Source organism: Legionella longbeachae (assembly GCF_004283175.1).
GTDB classification, from domain to species: Bacteria; Pseudomonadota; Gammaproteobacteria; order Legionellales; family Legionellaceae; genus Legionella; species Legionella longbeachae.
The window spans coordinates 32,604-51,192 of sequence record NZ_RXNW01000014.1 but is presented as its reverse complement, the minus strand read 5'-3'; the positions used below and the strand labels follow the sequence as shown (position 1 = coordinate 51,192).

Genomic DNA, 18,589 nt, shown 5'->3' with positions numbered 1-18,589 from the left:
GATACTTTATTAAATTATATAAGATAGAACCAATTTAGGATAGTTATTAACGCTTGGGATAAGATGGTATCGATATTTCTTCTACTGAATCCATTAGTTTTTTAACTTTTTCAGATTCTTTGCGATAGTCAGATAGCACATCTTTTATTCGATGTTGGTTTTTTATTAACTCTTCTCGGTCTAGCACTTGCTCCAGCTCCTTCATTGCGGTAGTGACTCTTTTTGTTGCCATTTCATGCATGAGCGCAGTATTTTGCAAATTTTTGTAAACAGCACTCGCATTTTGGTTAACTTTGTTTAACTGATGGGTCATTTTCCTTATATCACTTCCCAAGCTCTCATAACTTAAGAGGCGGCCTTCAAGATCTTTGATTTTTTTGTCCTTATCAACGTCGTTACTTGATTTTATTTGTTTCAGCAATACCTTTATTTTAGGAATGTTTTTACCCATTTGACTGTATTTAGCAAACTCCCTTGAAAGAATTTTATGCTGCGTAGCAAGTTCATCCCTTATATTTCTGAAATAATTTGTCGCATCGTTTAATTTTCCCATTGAGAAACCTAATTGCGCTTGAGTGATATTAAGTTTTTCAGTGGCTTCTGGCAAAGAAATACTCTTATTACCTAATTTTTTTATAAAATATCCCGCTGATTGTATGAGTGCTTTGAACTGATTAATAAAAACAGCAAAGATATTCATTTTATCAACTTTTGGGATAACTGTTATTTGAACGGGAGCCGTTGGTAAATTAATGCTGTTTCGAGGTACATACGGCGTATCGTCTTTATCCAAACCACTGACATTTAAAGGGTCAGACGGTTCCACTTGATGACTTTTCTCATCTGGAGCCTCAAATAAGCTTAGCTTTTTTTCCAGTGTTTTAATAGGCACATTCAAAACGTTCGGCTTTCTTTCATGACTTTCAACTTTAAATTGATGTAAACTGTGAAGCCTTCTTTCAAGATCATCCATGGAAAAGTCATGTAAATCTTGGAGTCTACGTTCCAGATCTTTAATTTCAGTATCGATTTTTTCTGACGAAGAGCTTGTGTTATCCTTTTTTTCCCGACGTATCGTCTCTCCCTCGTGCTGTATTAGTTGATTCACTTCATCATCGACATCTTCAAAACCATTTGTAAAAACAGACATCGTTTCTTCAAATTGCGACCACTGTTGTTCAAACGCAGAAAAACTGGCTTCAAAATCTACCTCGTCTTCTAAAGCCGGGGTATTAATTTCACTTTCCAATTTTTTGAGCGCAAAACTACGCTCTTTGATAGAGTTTTTTTCATCACGAATTATGGCAAGTAAACTATTAATTTGCTTTGCATTGGTCATTATTATCTCAGTATTGTCAACTACAAACCCAATACAAAATATTTAACCATAGGGATCAAAATCAATCCAATTGATTTTATGAATATGTCATATCAACAGGTTATATATCTGTTTTTCCAAATTTAAGAAAAATGGGAATCGCTTACTCCATATAAGACTATCTTGAGCAAAAAAATATTTTTCGTAACCTTAAATTTTGGACTCATACCTCGAACAGGCATCAAAGGTCAAGAAATTTTCTGCCCCAGAGTCTTCGTGGAGCTGCGTAGTAGGAAACCGAAACTAAGCTTCAATCCGTTGGCTCTTCACCTATGGTAGGATTCGTTAGAAAGGTATTTTTTATTTAATAAGACTTCGATATAAAAAATAAATGTCATTTTTTATATTGAACTGATTTTTTTGAACTTGACCCCATAAAATGCAACGCATTTTATGGGATAACGTCCGTTCAGCGACATAATGGCAGCACAGAAGTGCTGCTCTCTCGAACTCACGTTATTTAGATATATTGAACATCGATAATTTCGTATTCTACCAACCCTCCGGGGGTATTTACTGTTACAGAATCATCTAATTCCTTGCCAATTAATCCACGCCCAATAGGTGAACTGTAAGAAATTTTATTTTGTTTTATATCTGCTTCGTCTTCACCAACAATTTGATAAGTTAATTGGGTCTCGTTAGCTACATTACAAATAGTAACGGTACAGCCAAATACTACTTTGCCATTGTTGGGCAATTTGCTGATATCAATAATTTGAGCATGAGATAATTTTGCCTCTAACTCCTGAATACGGCCTTCATTAAAACTCTGCTGTTCACGAGCGGCATGGTATTCCGCATTTTCTTTTAGATCACCGTGTGCTCGGGCCGTGGCAATCGCATCCACGATGCGAGGTCTATCAACAAATTTTAATCGGTGTAATTCTTCTTTTAATGCTTCTGCACCATGTACTGTCATAGGATATTTGCTCATATCTACCTCTATATAATTCCTTTCTTAATGTAAGTCCTGTAATCGTGTTACAGTTTCTCTGTCTTCATATTTCATTGCAAGACAAGCAGCCTCAGCACCTGACAAGGTGGTAGTGTAGCTCACCTTATGTTGCAATGCATTGCGCCTAATTGCAAAGGAATCTGCAATAGCTTGTTTACCTTCAGTTGTATTAACAATGAAATCGATTTCATTATTCTTTATAAAGTCTAAAACATGTGGTCTTCCTTCATTGACCTTAAACACTCTTCGACAGTCAACTCCTGCTGCTTGCAAAGCCAAGGCCGTACCTCGCGTCGCTATGATTTCAAACCCTAACTCAATCAAGCGTTTAGAAATTTCTCCTACTCGCGTTTTATCCGCATCGCGAACAGAAACAAAAGCGCGACGACGTTTAGCAATATTACTGCCCGCGCCCAATTGTGCTTTAGCATAAGCCTGTCCAAACCGTCTGGCAATACCCATTACCTCGCCAGTAGATTTCATTTCTGGGCCAAGAATAGAATCTACTCCAGAAAACTTAATAAACGGAAAAACCGGCAACTTAATTGAATAAAACGATGGCATATGATGATTCTGACTCAACCCTTGCTCTTTAAGACTAACACCTAATTTGCAAAGAGCTGCAATTTTGGCTAAAGGGAACCCTGTAGCTTTAGATACAAAAGGGACCGTCCGTGATGCTCTTGGATTAACTTCTAAAACATAAATATCATCGGCCTGAATTGCAAATTGGGCATTGATCAAACCCACCACACCCAATTTTAATGCCATTTGGCGCATTTGCTCCATTAAGTCCTGTTGCACAACAACACTAAGACTAAAAGGAGGTAAAGTGCAAGCAGAATCCCCTGAATGAATACCCGCCTGTTCTATATGCTCCATTACAGCACCAATTAACACTTCCTTGCCATCACAAACTGCATCAATATCCACTTCAATTGCATCATTTAAAAACTTATCTAACAATACTGGCGAATCATTTGAAACAGCGACGGCATGGGATAAATAATGGCGTAAATCCTCTTCCTGATAAACAACTTCCATTGCGCGCCCGCCAAGCACATAAGATGGCCTAACAACCAGGGGATATCCAATCTTGTTTGCCAAAGCAATCGCCTCTTCTTCACTCCGTACTGTACCATTGTCAGGTTGGTGTAATTTCAACTCAGTAACTAACTTTTGGAAACGATCCCTATCTTCTGCCCTATCAATTGCATCCGGGGATGTTCCTATAATTTTCACGCCATTAGCTTCTAAAGCGCGAGCTAATTTTAAAGGAGTTTGGCCACCATAATGAACAATCACTCCATCAGGTTTTTCTACTTCGACAATAGCTAATACATCCTCTAACGTCACAGGTTCAAAATACAGGCGATCTGATGTATCAAAATCAGTAGAGACTGTCTCCGGGTTACAATTAACCATAATCGTCTGACAACCTGCGTCCCTAAGTGCCATAGCCGCATGTACACAGCAATAATCAAATTCAATTCCTTGACCAATTCGATTGGGGCCTCCGCCAAGGATCATAATCTTTTTCTTGTCTAAATCAGGATTAGCCTCACAACTACTTTCATAACACGAATACATATATGCTGTGGCGCTGGGAAATTCACCCGCACAAGAATCAATGCGCTTATAGACAGGAAAGACACCTAACTCCTTGCGTCTTTTGCGAACCTCTTCTTCAGTACAAGACCAAAGCTTGGCTAAATAAGCATCTGCAAAACCACGCTTTTTCAATAAGCGCAACATTGTTGCATCAATATTGCTTAATGCCCTACCAGTAACAGAACGCTCTAAGGTTATCAATTCTTCAATTTGTGCTAAAAACCATGGATCAACCCGGCTTTCCTGGTGAATTTCCTCAAGGGACATATTTTTCCGGAAAGCATCGGCAATATACCAGAGTCTATCTGGAGTGGGCTCACGCAAATTCCCCCTTAAACGAGCAAAATCATCTTTTAAAAACAAAGGATGCAAGCCACAACGGCCTATCTCTAACCCACGAATCGCTTTTTGTAAGGACTCCTGGAAATTTGAGCCTATAGCCATAACCTCACCAACAGATTTCATTTGGGTCGTTAAAGTATCCGAAGTTTGAGGAAATTTATCGAAGTTAAATCTAGGTATTTTAGTGACTACATAATCAATGCTTGGTTCAAATGCAGCAGGAGTTTTACCTCCAGTAATTTCATTTTTTAATTCATCAAGAGTATATCCTACAGCAAGTTTCGCTGCGATTTTTGCAATTGGAAAACCTGTTGCCTTGGATGCTAATGCGGAACTTCGAGAAACCCTGGGGTTCATTTCTACAACAAGCATGCGCCCATCTTCAGGATTAATGGCGAATTGTACATTGGAACCTCCAGTATCAACGCCAACAGCCCTTAGCACCTTGATTGCAGCATCACGCATACGTTGGTATTCTTTATCAGTGAGGGTTTGTGCTGGGGCAACCGTAATTGAATCGCCTGTATGTACTCCCATAGGATCAAAGTTTTCAATAGTACAGACAATAATACAGTTATCATTTTTGTCGCGCACTACTTCCATTTCAAATTCTTTCCATCCCAGTACTGATTCATCGATTAATAATTCATGGGTTGGTGACAGCTCCAAACCGCGCATACAAATTTCTTCAAACTCTTCACGATTATAGGCAATTCCACCACCGCTGCCCCCCATAGTAAATGAAGGTCGGATGATCGCAGGATAACCCAGGCGTGCTTGCACCTGTATCGCTTCTTCCATGCTGTGCGCAATGGCTGATCTGGGCATGTCCAAACCAATTTTAAGCATCAGCTGCCTAAATTTCTCCCTATCTTCAGCACGATCAATTGCTTCTCGTGTAGCGCCTATCATTTCAACATGATATTTTGCCAAAATCCCTTCACGCACCAGATCTAATGCACAATTCAACGCGGTCTGCCCTCCCATGGTGGGCAAAAGAGCATCGGGACGTTCTATTTCAATAATTCGTGCCACTTCTTTCCAGGAAACAGGCTCAATATAGGTCGCATCTGCAAGCTCTGGATCAGTCATTATAGTGGCAGGATTAGAGTTCACGAGGATAACTCTATATCCTTCTTCCTTTAGAGCTCGTACTGCCTGGGTGCCAGAATAGTCAAACTCACAAGCTTGTCCTATGACTATAGGACCAGCCCCAAGGATTAGAATGGATTTAATATCGGTTCGTTTTGGCATGGTAACAACAAAAAAAGATAAAGTGACATATTTTACCGAGTTTTGATTAAAGTTTATACCCTTAACGTGCAATTATGTGTATAGATTCGCTAAAACAACTTGAAGTCCTGCTTCAGTTAACGATAAATATTTATAATTTGGATCTGCAGTTGTTCGTTCCAACCATTCATTAGCAATGCAGACATCAGTTAACTTTTGCAATTGCTGCAACGAAACCTGCTCTTTTAATTTTTGAGAAAGCATTGCGGCAGATTCATCTTCCATATTCAAAAATACTTGATCTCGAGTGACACCCTGAGCTTTCATTACATCATAAAATAAACCTAAAATATCAATTTCATTCATGATGGCTGTCCTTAAAATGATTTAATAACGTATCTTTCAGATAAACCAATGGCATCATTATTATGACTCTTTCCGGTTGAAGCTTATTTATAGTATAAGCTTAAATTATCCTATGGAAAAATAAAGTTAAGGTCTCAAATGATCGATACTTTCAAAGCTGTAGCCTGTTTTTCTGCTCCATTTGCACTACCTGAGAAGGTTCATTATTTTTAGTTCCTGATCCAAAAAATGCCGGAGAAAAAGGCTCTATGCTGAAATTCATTCTTTGTATTACATTTAATTGAGACAACAATGCATTCATTAAAACACGGATTTCGACAACAGCATCACTCAATTCCTGGGAAGAGCAGTAATTTTCGGTAAGTTCATACCAAAGATATCTTGTTTCCATTTGTTTGTAAGGCTTCGGTTTTTTAAAGAGATCTCTATTTAAAGGATGCTTGGAACTTTTTTTCAATAAATGCAGGAAGCTTTCTCTATCCGTAACATAACTTGCAGCAGGGACATGATGCCAGTGCCCCCCCTTTTTATATTGTTTCACTAATAAAATAGGTATTCTTACTTTATTGTAGGCAATAAGCTCATCCTTAATTTGACTTTTTTTATTACTCAACAATGCCAAATGTACTTCTGACAATTTGGAAAAAAGATCTTTATATTGAATATATAAAATTTTTAAAGTGGTCAATTGTTCTCTTATTTGTTGCGTTAAATACGCTTCCAAGTGTGTTAAGTGAACAATGAGTTCTTCAATTTTTTTTAATTCAGTTTTTTCAAATAAAATTGGCGGCTCTAATGGGTCTTTATTTTGCAAATCGGGGATATCTAAATCTTCATGCACAATTTCAAAATTTTGCAATCCATCAATAATTCGTTGATCTTCACCATCACTATTTAATTGATTCGTAAGGACAAGCCCTACAAAAGCTTTAATTGGACTCCAGATAGACCGACTAAAGAGTTGTTGCGCGCTTAGGGTATTCCAAAAACCATCCATCCCATAAAGAAAACTATTTATAAAACCAAGTCCTAATACCCCAACCATATCAACCAGAGCATTGCCCAATATAAATACCGTTAAAAGAACAAGGGCCACTGTTGTTATCAATGCGATTACTGGAAAAACCAAAAAAAGTGTCAGGAATATATTAGCGGCTTTAGAAATACCTTCATGATTCAGGGTCAATGCAAGTGATAACGGCAAGCCAATACCGACAACAATTCCAACTAAGAGTGCAACTATGGCGCACAATACATGATATACGAACACACGCAATGGCAACACAACGATGCCTAAGAAAATAGCTAAAAGGCGTTCTAAAACATACATAAAAATATGCTGCATCTGAGTTTATTTAAAAAATATCGTAATTTTCATTATCAAACTAGCTTTTTGGCAGCTTACTGCTCTTGATATTTGAATTTATTTGAACTAATTTTTTTGCAAAGCCTGGCAGTGCAGTGCTTAAAGTAGTTGGGGGATTAATGGTCAAGAGTAAATTAAGAAGTGGCAACCCTGTTTTTATTTTGAATTAGGGATTACACATGATACCCTATATTTGATTTTATTTAAAACATGTTGCTCCTATTATGGAAGAAGTTGATGTTATTATTATTGGCGCAGGTGCCGCCGGACTAATGTGTGCCATTGAAGCAAGCAAACGCGGCCGTAAAGTTTTAGTGCTTGATCATGCCAATAAAGCAGGAAAAAAAATTTTGATGTCTGGTGGAGGACGTTGTAATTTCACCAATTACTATATAGAACCCGAAAAATACAAATCCAATAATCCTCATTTTTTTAAATCGGCTTTAACCCGATATACCCAATGGGATTTTATCGAACTGGTAAAAAAGCATAGGATTCCTTTCCATGAGAAAACTCTGGGACAACTCTTTTGTGATAATAAATCAATAGATATTGTTACTATGCTGCTTAAGGAATGTGACAATGCAGGAGTTACAATACGGTTAAACACAACCATTGAAAAAATTCATAAAACACTGAGTTTTAAAATCCAAACCACCAAGGGTAATTTTCATTGTCAATCCGCAGTTATTGCCAGTGGTGGATTATCCATACCTACCATGGGAGCGAGTCCTTTTGCCTATAAGATTGCCGAACAATTTGGGATTAAAGTATGGCCAACAAGGGCGGGACTTGTTCCTTTAACCCTGGATGTAGCTGAAAAAGAGAAAATCGCATTGCTTTCAGGAATTGGAGTTGATAGTTTGGTTAAAAATGCTTGTATTGAATTTCGTGAGCATACCTTATTTACCCACCGAGGTCTGAGTGGACCTGCAATCTTACAGTTATCTTCCTATTGGAACGTTGGTCAAACAATCTGTATCAATTTATTACCTGAGATTAATCTTTTAGAACATTTAAAAGCCGCTCGCGTCAATAAACCACAAAAACAATTAAATTCGATACTATCCACACTCTTACCCAAGCGCGTCATCGACGTCTTTATTAAACCAGATCTTGCAGAAAAAAAATTAGCTGAACTTTCAAACCGGGACTTGGAATCTGTTGCAAAACAACTTAATTCATGGATCGTAAAACCCAATGGCACAGAAGGATATAGAACTGCAGAAGTAACGATTGGGGGGATAGATTGTAATTCCATTTCATCAAAAACCATGGAGTCTCATGATGTATCTGGCCTTTATTTCATTGGCGAGGCCCTTGATGTAACGGGTTGGTTAGGAGGATATAATTTTCAATGGGCATGGTCATCAGGCTGGGCTGCAGGCCAGGTAGTATAACCCCAACATTAAACCGCTACTGTATAGGACAATGATTTATATCTAAAAACACCGTGCATAAACTACTAACAAACTTCAATTTTTAAAGACAATGACTCAACTTAACGTTAACTTAATTAACTTGAGTTATAATTACACACAACGCCGATTTTTACGGCACAGCATAAGTTAATTACTCGTATCCTGTGAGGAGAATCAAAATGCCAAAATACATAAAAGGGGTAGAATTAACCCAAGATGGCATGCGCGCCATTTTTGAACGTATGGGAAAAGATATTACCAGCGGTATTATTTACAATGGAAATCCTGACATACGAGTAGATGTGCTGAATCAGCAAGGATTTATGCCTATATTAACCGGGGTAAGTCCAACACAGGAATCTGGCCACTGGATCATGTTAATTAAAGGCCAAGGCAATAACTACTACCTTTTTGACCCTTTGGGTGAAGGTTCCGGAAACGGATATAAAAACATCCTGTCTCGAAAACTCCCTCAAGACGCGACTCTATCTGTAATCCCCAATGGCTCTGGATACAACATGGGCTTATGCGGCTACTGGGTTGCTTCTGCAGGAGTAAGAGCGCATACAGCTTTAACAGGTGATAATCCCCCAACTTTAGAAAATTTAGGTCAAACCATCACCCAGGAAATGCAACAGGAACTCGATGGCAATGGTTATAATGAAATTGCTGGATGGTTACAGGCAGTTGCCAATGAATTTCCAGCAGGTGATGCTCAAACCGATGCAACTGCGTTAAGGCGTGCTACTGAAAAAGACTTACATATAGAAACTCCAACTCTTACTTTTACTGGAAAAACGACCACATTTAAAGAAGTACCCACTCAACCAACGGCCCCCCAAACAGCACCATCCACTATTCTAAACAGCAACATTTTGGAAAATGACGTTGATGTTCAAGCTGTTGTAGATTATATCCATAAAGAATATTTAAGACACCCTTATCCCGGACCATTAAAAAATCCCAAAGATCCCACTGAAGGAAGGCTACCTCCTAACGAAGGACCTGATAGAACTACCCATGGACTTGCGCATACAGTACGAACTATGGCGTGTGCTGAAGTTATGGTGGAAGAAGCGCGTAAAGCAAAATTCAGGGGAGAAAAACTGGGAACAGCACAAGATGGACGAACATTGGCCGATGTTACCCCTGAAGAACTGAAAAAAATCCTCATCGCCCAAGCGTTTTTTGTGGTAGGAAGAGATGATGAACGCTCAGGATATGATGAAACATATGACCGAGATTTTTATGAGGAATATCATAAGAAAAGCGAACAGGCATTTAGGAAATATGTTGAAGATAATAAGCTCATTGGTAAAATCTTCAAGGATCAAAAAGAAGTCGACCATTATGCTGCGATTGTTTTGGACGAAAGACATAGTTGGGATCAAACTCCTGCACATATCCTGATAAATCAAGGGCATATGGTCGATTTGATGAGAGTCAAATCCCCTTCCGAAGTAGTGGTAGAACGCGCCTATAATACGCTTACAAGTTCGGTAGGCCCTCTAGGAGCCGAGGTTGTTCTCAGAACTCATCGAGAATTTTTCCTGGCCACTGGATCTGCAGTCCCTTCATTTAATCCTCAAGCAAAAGAGAATCTCAGAGCAGAAGAACCTTACGAGAATATGGTTTCTCAAAAATACGTTATAGAAAAAGGTAAAACGATTAATTCGATAGGGGAGGCACAACGAGTCCCTTCCGATTATCGCCTAAAGGATAACGAGCGTTTTGTAACGATAAGAGAACATTCTACTATAGAGGAAAATAATATTCATTCTGAGGAAGCTAAAAAATTATTTAAGGAAGGGGGAGCTTATGAAAATCCTTATAGCGGTGAAAAATATGCTATAAAAAAAGGCAAGGAGCTAAAATCTATAAATGATATTCGGGTTATCAATTCTAAGAGCCCTATTACAGAAGATGAGCGGCTCATAACTATAAAAGAATATTACAGCCTTCCCGAAATACAAAATAAATTTCCTGGTTATAATACTCAGTTAGCAGAAAGTCCCGCAACTGATTTTTCAAGAACTTGTGAACTGCAACCATTAGTATGTCTAGGTGCCATTAAAGAAGCCCGCCAGCAAATAAATATAGGCGCAATTAAAGAAGTTTTACAAGCGTCTACAGATAAAAAAAGAAAACAACCGAATATAGATGAAATTGCCGCTGCTCGGATTATCCATCAAATCATGTCTAATCCGGAAGTGATTCAAAACGATCATGTCCTTTTAAATGGCAAAAAACTGGAAGAACAATTTTTCCGTGACTTGTTGGCTAAATGCGATATGGCCGTTGTAGGGTCACTATTAAATGAAGCCGATATTAATAATATCGATAGGTTAATGCAACATGAAAAAGATACGGAATTCCATTCGACTGATCCTAAAGCAGTCCCGGTTAAAATTGGGGAAACCTGGGATGAAGAAATTAGAAAAAAGGGTGGTGAATATAGGGATAAGATTAAGCATGATTTAATTTTCCTTATGCAAAATGATGCCTGGTACTTTAGCCGCGTCAACGCAATTGCCCAAAATAGAGACAAAGGATCAACATTTAAAGAAGTAATGTTTACTGCATTACTTACCCCTCTGACCAGTAAAGCACTTGTGGATACACATGGGAGAGCTTCTTCACCGAAATTACTCTATCGAGGATTAAGTTTTTCAGAAGACTTTCAAAATAAACTCATTAATCAAGCCAATACTATAATTGCAAATTCGGCAAAGCATCTCTTTACTGATCTCTCGGCGCAAGATTTTATGCAAATCAAGTTAAATGACTTAAGTAAGATATCCGCCAAAACGAATGCAAGTAATTCTGTAAACATTGAAGTTCCAAGAACAATCTTTGATTCGAATACCATCTTTGAAATTAATGATCCTGAAGGATTACTGCAAGCAAAACAGGTAGGCACTCATGTACAAGACTCGGAAGATGAATTTTCATTTTATTTACCCGATGATGTCGCTTTAGTTCCAACCAAAGTGACTCTTGATGGTAAAACTTCTACTGGAGCCGATCGATATATTTTCACATTTATGACGATTAAAAGTCCTGATTTTATTCACAGACATGAAAGCGGTTTTGCCGTTACCCCTTTTATTAACATCCAGAATGCAAAAGTATTGGAAACAATAAACGCAGTAAAAGCAGAAGTTCCTGTAGACTTAGAGGAAAAACTATTTGCATTACAGCTTAAAATGGTAGAGCAATTTCATTTGCCTATTAGAGGGGGATTTTTAGATAAAGTACTCCACTACTTTTCGGGAAAAGACGATAAAAAGATATCACTGGAACGAAAAATTTTTCTTAATGAAAAAGTGATTCCTAAATTAAGGGAATGTCATAATGCTCTTAGGTTAAACAATATGGATATGTTGCAACGAGCCTTAGCCACTTTTCCCTCAGATAAAGAATGGTCTAAATTTAAATCAGATGCAGCAAAAGCCGCTAAAATGGAAATGGATAACCTAAGACCGCTAATTGAAAAGAAAATAGCACTGCAACGTCAACTTACACCATTAATGAAGTGCCAGGATGCTCTGGAAAAACAACAAGTCACTGAAGCCTTGACAGCACTAGAAAATATACCTTCCGATAATGAGATGAGCAACATTCCATCGATAAGCAGCACGTTAAGAGAACAAATTCAAAGCACCAAGCGAGATGTAGTTGAAAACTTAACACCGCTTCAACATGCCGCCATCACTCCCGTGCTGATTAATATCGAGCAAGTAAGGAAACGTTATGAATCTCTTAAAACGAGCATAACCCAGCGGATTACATCCTTGGGCACAGCCAACCTTGATGATGTGACCAGCATTAAGAAAGAGTTAGTTAATTTCAATGCCCTACAAGAAGAAGTAAAAGTACTGCGCAATGAAAAAGCCCGTCTAGATTCACAAGCCCAATCAGTTGATTTTACTGATGCCGAAAAACTGGAGGAGCAATTACGAACCATCCATACTAAGTTATACGATGCATATGTAGTCGAAGTAGCAGAGGAGATTAACATACTTGAAGAGGACAAACCTAAGAATCTGACTGCTGTAAAAAAAATGATTTCCAGTTTTAATGAACGACTTGCTGAAGTAGAACAGTTACGTCAAGAAAAGACAAAAATACACGGGGCATCAACAGATCCGCTGAACCTATCCGATGTGGATGCACTAAAGGAGCGATTACAAAAGGTAAATCAATTCTTAACTAAGGTGTTGATAAGCAATATAAGAGTTTCCCTCAATCAAATGGAAGTAAAAACATTTGAAGCGCAAGCTAAAGAGGCACAACTCAATTTACAGCTCCTGGACAAGCTCGCAACAACATTAGATGATTCTGATACCGCGAAAAAACACAAAGCGGAGATCGTAAAATTAAACGAGTTTTTTGTGGAGAAACAAAAAGCTTATCCTGCGATGGTGCAATTGCAATTCAAGAGCGAAGCCTTAATTATACAATTGCGTGAGTTATGTGAAATTCACCAGATTAATTCGGCAAAATCAAGAAAAACAAGGACTGAAGAGCTCACTAAAAATCGTTGGATGCTCCAAGGACTTACGGATCTTGTAGGATTAACTAAAGATGAACGGATTACCCTGGCTAAGAAAGGAACGTTATTAGATAAGTTCAAAAAAGATTTAAATAATGATAAGTATGATATACAAGAACTTATTAATATCCTGGCCAAGAGAAGTCCTGATCAATTAGAAGAAGCGACTGGGATCTCTTCTGAAGGCGCGGTGAAACTCCATGCGCTCTTAAAGAATCTAAGCCATAGTACAACGTTTGTTGCTAAAATAGAGGAACGTGCAAAATTAAGCGATGAGGTATTCGTGGAGCTTAATAAGGCTGCCATACAAAATGTTGTTAAAGAAGAACTTCAAAAAACTCTGGAGTTGTAATTCAATTTATTTTTTATATCCGTGAAAACTACTCCTCTAAATATACTGCGGGTCGACCCGCAAAATATTTAGAGGACATTTCTGGATTCATTACCGAAAAGTACGAAATGTCCTAACCTAAGCTCACCTACAACACTTCTTAGAGTGAATCACTAATTTACATCATCCTCTAACTCCGATGTATTCAGCTGAATTAGTTCAGCCATAAAGCCTGACCAGGTTCCTATTATTTTCTTTTAAATGTTGCTGATGTTTTACGACTTCGTCGATGCATTCTATTGAATTGTATCTAAAACTATCGAGCTCTGCTGCGGTTTGATTTTTGTGATTGACAATAGTGCTATCAACACGTTTATCTGCAAGTAATCGTTTAACGCAGTTTAAATGACCCCGTTCCACTGCATCATGTAAAGCAGTATATCCCACGTTATCCTGTTGATTAGGATCAAGCTTGTGATCGGCAAGAAATAAATCAAGAACAGCAACATCACCAATCGATGTAGCCCAGAAGAGGATAGGTTCTGAACTTGCTTGTATCGCATTGATATCAATTGCGGGAGTTTTCAGAAGCATTTCTATTATTTTAAATGCTTGTTTATACTCTTCCCCTTTTGTCCCTGCCAATCTGTGTATCGCCTCTCCTATAGGAGTTGTACAATAGTGATCACTGGTATCAACTACTTTAATATTAGGATAAGCCAGTAAACATCCACGAATAGCGCGCACGTCATTAATTCGGATAGCAACAATGAGATAATCTATATTTTCATTGATGATACCTGGGTTGCTGTTTTTAAACGTCGTTTGAAAATACTCAAGATCTTCTTTTCTTTCTTGCCCTTTAAGTTCAATCGCTTTTTGAATCTCCTCATCTTGAATCATCTTAATTATGGACTCTCCACGATGGGGACCTGTAAATAAGGTACCTGGATATTCAATCAATAGTTTAGCCGTATTTTTATGTCCATTTTTGAGTGCTAATTGTAAAGGCGTAATACCATTTACATTACTGCTATCTGGATTAGCGCCACCATAGTAGATTAATGTACGAATATTTTCATCGTTTCCTGCTCGGGCTGCAGCATGAATACTAGTACTGTAGTCGTGAGTCGTTTTTGTCACTGTTTCTGGATAATGCTCCATTAAGGACTGTAAAATCTTGGAATCTTTAGAGGCAGCATAATAGGCACTGTACTCACTGGGTTTGGCTCCATGTTTAAGTAAAGATCTTACCAAATCTACTCTATTCGCACGGATAGCATAATCTAATGCATGATCACTATCTGTCCTAGTAGCGTTGGCACCGGCGTTGATTAACACGTCAATCATTTCAACAGAGCTCACCAAACATAATGGTTCCTCACCATACCAATTAGTTTGATTCACAGCATTAGGAAACATCTGTACAAGTGATGAAGCAAGAGCTAGATTGTTATTCATCACCGCAAAATGTAATAGATGATAGCCTTGCAAGGCTTCTTTCGATAATGGCGAGAATTTTAGTTCATCTAAATCATGAGTAGTCACCTCATCATTTAGGAAGCGTTGCAAAAGTTTCAGGCGCTCATTTGTGGGTTCAAGACGCACACCTAAAGTTTGCAGTTGTCTGTCAAATTGTTCTGTAGATTTTCCAGAAGCGATTAGCCTCCACCGTTTTAGCATCAATGCAGTTTGCACTATTTCCTGATTTGCTTCCGTATTAAAATGCTCCGTTAACAATCGTTTTATTAACTCAAGTTGTCCTTCTGGCATTAGTTTTTGAATAATTAATCGCATGAGCAGGTGTGGTGCAGTTGGATTATTTGCATGAAGAGCAAGATATTCTTCCAAATAAAACTGCTCAAAAAATTTTACAGTATCAGCAAGTAATTGTTCAGCTATATTTGCAGGAAAAAACAATTGATATTTAGTTTTTAAAGCGATGAGCAGGCTGTAAAGACTGCAATTACCTACAGTTTGAAAATCACCCGGAATACTGTCAATAAATACCAAACCGAGGAGGCTGTGCAAATCTCGTTGAATAAATGCTTTATTTGATTCCCACTCATCGTTACAGAGTGTAGAAAACATATCTTTGGTAATATTTTCGGGCTTGGATATTTTGTAATGTTCTATCGTGGCATCAGTACTGCATCCACCACCATTATTACGGTACAGATCATTTTGTTTAATCACAAGATCTATCGTATGCTCAGGCCAACCCGTGATAATTTCGACACCCGAATTTTTACTGTCTTCTATCATAGAAAGCAGCATTTTTTCATTAGCGGTATTTTTAGATTGATAATACGAATGGGATATAGAATAAAAGCGCATGGCTTTTACTGCCATATTTCTTACTTCGCGAATAGTATCCAGATATTCTTTATTTTTATTATTTGTTTGGCAATGAGCAATATATGCATTCATTAAATATATCATAAAAGGGGCTGTATCCTGTGGAGAACTTCCGGTGAGTTTGATAAGACGGTCCTTTTTAGGGATCGAACCACTTAATGAAAATAAATGACCGAACATTTTACTTGCTTTCTCAATATCTTGTCTTGATTTAGCGTGGCATTCATCCTCTAATGCAAGCGTGCCTTCATCTAAATTATCTAGCGAAAAACCAAATTCGTTTAAATAAGTTAGGGCACGTAAACGTTCCTCACTGTTATCCGGGGTCAAATTTTTTAAATGATGAATAACTGCTTTTAAATCAAGCTGAGGTTTGAGCATTTTGAAATTGCTGTTAAGAACGGTGTTTGTATATCCAGAAGCGTTATGAATCGCGCACTGAGCAAAGCAATATTCGACATCAATATCAACCTGGGCATCAATAAGCGCCGAGGTTAAAGCTATTATTGCTTCCTCAGAGACCAACCCCTGACGAAAATCATTAAAAAATTCTGCTACTGTCTTTTTAACAATTTCCCCACCTTCACTTTGATCTTTACATAGGCTAAGAAGTGTAGAGAGTTTGGATTGAAGCGTATAGTCTTCGCTTTTGAGGAGTTCACTTAATATAGACTTACCATCCTTATATTTTTCAAGAAGCGATGCTGGATGAAGTTTCAGGATCTGTATTAATAATGCATTACTTGCATAGTCGGATCTACCCGCCCTGTTCTCAACAATTAAATCAAATACGGATTGACCTTGATTATTTTTATGATCAACATCAATAGCCTTATTAATAAGGAGTTGTGCTATCTCTTCTGCCTGAAATTTGCAAGAAATAATTGCCAGTTGCAGATAGTTATTGCCTTCTTTATCCAAGAGATCAATGTCACATTGCTCGTGGTTGATTAAAGCAGAAACCAATTCCATATTCTTATATGCTGTATCACTTAAAATTAAATCTAATGCACTCTGTCCATGATTATTTTTAATGTTTGGATTCGTTTTTGGATGGTTTGCAACCTCCTGCAAGTACTCTTTATGGGCAAACACATTCTCAGAAATCATATGCAGCAATATGGAATTATATTTAGAGGTTTTAAGATTAGGATTGAATTTTTTGTGCCTTATAAACATCTCCATGGAGTCACGAGCGTTCCAATCATGAGAATCATAAATAAACTCGAAAAATGTTTTATCGCTTGTAATTATTTCATTGATGTCAAAGTCTTCATATTTAAGAAAGAGCTTGAAGGTTTCATTTTCATCGTATCGCACCTCCTGTTTTAAATAGTAATTCAAGAAAACATGATGCTGATTATCGATTGCAATTGCATCCGCCCCAGCATTTACTAATTTTTGCAGGTAATCAAAAAAATATCGCGTTTGTATATGCTTTGAGTTAACCAAAATGTGTAAAACAGAATCACCTTCATCGCTTCTATCAGTAACTGCAAAATTTGCCTCTTTAAGTTTTTCTAATAGCTCATACGAACTATCTACTTCATTGACTAGCTTTAGAAGACTGGAACTATTCATGTATTTGGTCAGTTTGATTATTTAAAGTGCTGCCATTATGACTTGTGAATATTAATAAAATATTAAGATGAAGGATAATTATTAAGGGCTGCATTGTCTCAAATGACCCTTTGCCTATAAAGCGCTTCTTTTCCTTAATAGCGCTGATGAGGAAGGGAAAAATGCAGCGTGAATCCATAGAGGATAGATTTATTTTATCCACTGCTTTTCTGGATATTTATTGGGGTATATAATGACCAACAATTGAATTCTATTGTCTTTTATTTTAACATCATAACACCTGTAGACCCTATTGGCGCAGCTTCGAATTAAATAACCACGCTCATATAGGGTACATCTCCCCAGATTTTTAAACTAGAGATTACTTTTTTGATTCAAAATAAAATTTCAGCGCTGAAACTTCTTGCAGTTGCACATATTTTTTTTATAACTATCAGCAATATATTAGTACAATATCCTTTTGAGATCTTTGGTTTTCACACTACTTGGGGCGCTTTTACTTATCCCTTCATTTTTATTCTGACCGATCTAACTACTAGACTTTCTAACGCCAGGACTGCGCGACGCATCGTATTGCTTAGTATGCTTCCCGGATTACTCATCTCCTATTTCATAGCAAGCTCTATTGAAATTCTTGGAGCATTAAGCTGGAATAGTTTTTTTGCAATACACTACTTGCCTTTACGTATTGCATTAGGATGCTTCGTTGCCTATGTAATTGGCCAGTTTATGGATATCTTTATTTTTCAGCGCATTCGAACAAGTTCATCCTGGTGGGTGGCGCCAGCGCTTTCAACTACAATAGGAAATATAATAGATACCCTTTTGTTTTTTACTATTGCGTTTTATCACAGCACCCATCCCTTTTTGAGCCAACATTGGCCTGAAATAGCCCTTGTTGATGTCTGCTTTAAGATTACAATTAGCCTCATGGCCTTTGTTCCTATCTATGGCTGTGTGCTGCACTTGTTTAAAAGCAAATACAGGAATGCAGTTATAGATCAATTTCAATTTTAAATAGACAATTTTTATGCCTTCAAAAATACTCATATCAAGTGGTGATTTTTTAAATACTTTTTTGATGTTCAA

At 37.6% G+C, this 18,589-nt stretch carries 9 protein-coding genes; 3 read left to right on the top strand and 6 right to left on the bottom strand.

The features are described 5' to 3' along the window. Positions 1-46: 46 nt before the first annotated feature. From EKG34_RS14065 to EKG34_RS14045, 5 genes are all read right to left on the bottom strand, one after another. Positions 47-1,339 (bottom strand): hypothetical protein, encoded by a 1,293-nt coding sequence (locus tag EKG34_RS14065; protein ID WP_003634629.1) that lies wholly within the window; start codon positions 1,337-1,339, stop codon positions 47-49. A gap of 499 nt (positions 1,340-1,838) precedes the next feature. Next, positions 1,839-2,315: a transcription elongation factor GreA gene (greA, locus tag EKG34_RS14060; protein WP_003634628.1), complete on the bottom strand. Its 477-nt coding sequence runs from the start codon at positions 2,313-2,315 to the stop codon at positions 1,839-1,841. A 24-nt stretch (positions 2,316-2,339) separates the two neighbouring features. Further along, complete coding sequence (gene carB, locus EKG34_RS14055; RefSeq protein WP_003634626.1) at positions 2,340-5,543, bottom strand: carbamoyl-phosphate synthase large subunit; 3,204 nt, start codon at positions 5,541-5,543, stop codon at positions 2,340-2,342. Between the two features lie 72 nt (positions 5,544-5,615). Next, on the bottom strand, positions 5,616-5,888 hold the full coding sequence (locus EKG34_RS14050; RefSeq protein WP_003634625.1) for a hypothetical protein: 273 nt from the start codon (positions 5,886-5,888) through the stop codon (positions 5,616-5,618). 151 nt (positions 5,889-6,039) lie between these two features. Next, positions 6,040-7,218, bottom strand: a complete 1,179-nt coding sequence (locus tag EKG34_RS14045; protein WP_003634623.1) for an ABC transporter permease family protein — start codon at positions 7,216-7,218, stop codon at positions 6,040-6,042. Positions 7,219-7,478: 260 nt separating this feature from the next. Between EKG34_RS14045 and EKG34_RS14040 the strand changes: the two genes are divergently transcribed. Together EKG34_RS14040 and EKG34_RS14035 are read left to right on the top strand one after the other, a co-directional pair. After that, positions 7,479-8,654, top strand: coding sequence for a BaiN/RdsA family NAD(P)/FAD-dependent oxidoreductase (locus EKG34_RS14040; RefSeq protein WP_003634622.1), 1,176 nt, complete (start codon positions 7,479-7,481; stop codon positions 8,652-8,654). Between the two features lie 200 nt (positions 8,655-8,854). After that, a complete protein-coding gene (locus tag EKG34_RS14035; protein WP_003634620.1) occupies positions 8,855-13,582 on the top strand; it encodes a SidE phosphodiesterase domain-containing protein in 4,728 nt (1,575 codons plus the stop codon). Positions 13,583-13,780: 198 nt separating this feature from the next. Here EKG34_RS14035 and EKG34_RS14030 read toward each other — a convergent pair whose 3' ends face one another. Then, entirely contained in the window at positions 13,781-17,500 is a 3,720-nt protein-coding gene (locus EKG34_RS14030; protein ID WP_003634618.1) for an ankyrin repeat domain-containing protein, read from the bottom strand. Between the two features lie 369 nt (positions 17,501-17,869). Between EKG34_RS14030 and EKG34_RS14025 the strand changes: the two genes are divergently transcribed. Continuing rightward, complete coding sequence (locus tag EKG34_RS14025; RefSeq protein ID WP_003634613.1) at positions 17,870-18,517, top strand: 7-cyano-7-deazaguanine/7-aminomethyl-7-deazaguanine transporter; 648 nt, start codon at positions 17,870-17,872, stop codon at positions 18,515-18,517. Positions 18,518-18,589 lie beyond the last annotated feature (72 nt).

What these genes read in the sequence shown, in the direction of transcription:
- EKG34_RS14065 (WP_003634629.1), bottom strand. Translation starts at nt 1,339, where the DNA reads ATGACCAATGCAAAGCAAATTAATAGTTTACTTGCCATAATTCGTGAT.
- greA (WP_003634628.1), bottom strand. Translation starts at nt 2,315, where the DNA reads ATGAGCAAATATCCTATGACAGTACATGGTGCAGAAGCATTAAAAGAA.
- carB (WP_003634626.1), bottom strand. Translation starts at nt 5,543, where the DNA reads ATGCCAAAACGAACCGATATTAAATCCATTCTAATCCTTGGGGCTGGT.
- EKG34_RS14050 (WP_003634625.1), bottom strand. Translation starts at nt 5,888, where the DNA reads ATGAATGAAATTGATATTTTAGGTTTATTTTATGATGTAATGAAAGCT.
- EKG34_RS14045 (WP_003634623.1), bottom strand. Translation starts at nt 7,218, where the DNA reads ATGTATGTTTTAGAACGCCTTTTAGCTATTTTCTTAGGCATCGTTGTG.
- EKG34_RS14040 (WP_003634622.1), top strand. Translation starts at nt 7,479, where the DNA reads ATGGAAGAAGTTGATGTTATTATTATTGGCGCAGGTGCCGCCGGACTA.
- EKG34_RS14035 (WP_003634620.1), top strand. Translation starts at nt 8,855, where the DNA reads ATGCCAAAATACATAAAAGGGGTAGAATTAACCCAAGATGGCATGCGC.
- EKG34_RS14030 (WP_003634618.1), bottom strand. Translation starts at nt 17,500, where the DNA reads ATGAATAGTTCCAGTCTTCTAAAGCTAGTCAATGAAGTAGATAGTTCG.